Source organism: Burkholderia sp. 9779_493, assembly GCF_015712215.1.
Classification (GTDB): Bacteria; Pseudomonadota; Gammaproteobacteria; order Burkholderiales; family Burkholderiaceae; genus Burkholderia; species Burkholderia cenocepacia.
On record NZ_JACCQA010000119.1, the window covers coordinates 1 to 419 of the forward strand.

Sequence of the window (419 nt, forward strand, 5' to 3'; positions counted from 1 at the left end):
GTCTTCGCTGGTGGTTCTGGATTCCGCAGAACGTACCGCAGGTGGTAAAGATCTGCGTCCGGCACTGAAAATCGTTGATGCTCAGGGTAACGACGTTCTGATCCCAGGTACCGATATGCCAGCGCAGTACTTCCTGCCGGGTAAAGCGATTGTTCAGCTGGAAGATGGCGTACAGATCAGCTCTGGTGACACCCTGGCGCGTATTCCGCAGGAATCCGGCGGTACCAAGGACATCACCGGTGGTCTGCCGCGCGTTGCGGACCTGTTCGAAGCACGTCGTCCGAAAGAGCCGGCAATCCTGGCTGAAATCAGCGGTATCGTTTCCTTCGGTAAAGAAACCAAAGGTAAACGTCGTCTGGTTATCACCCCGGTAGACGGTAGCGATCCGTACGAAGAGATGATTCCGAAATGGCGTCAGC

General features: G+C 55.6%; 1 protein-coding gene. It reads left to right on the plus strand.

From position 1 onward, the window contains the following. The coding region (locus H0X95_RS35765; RefSeq protein ID WP_196446444.1) for a hypothetical protein at window positions 1–419 on the plus strand (419 nt) is incomplete at both ends.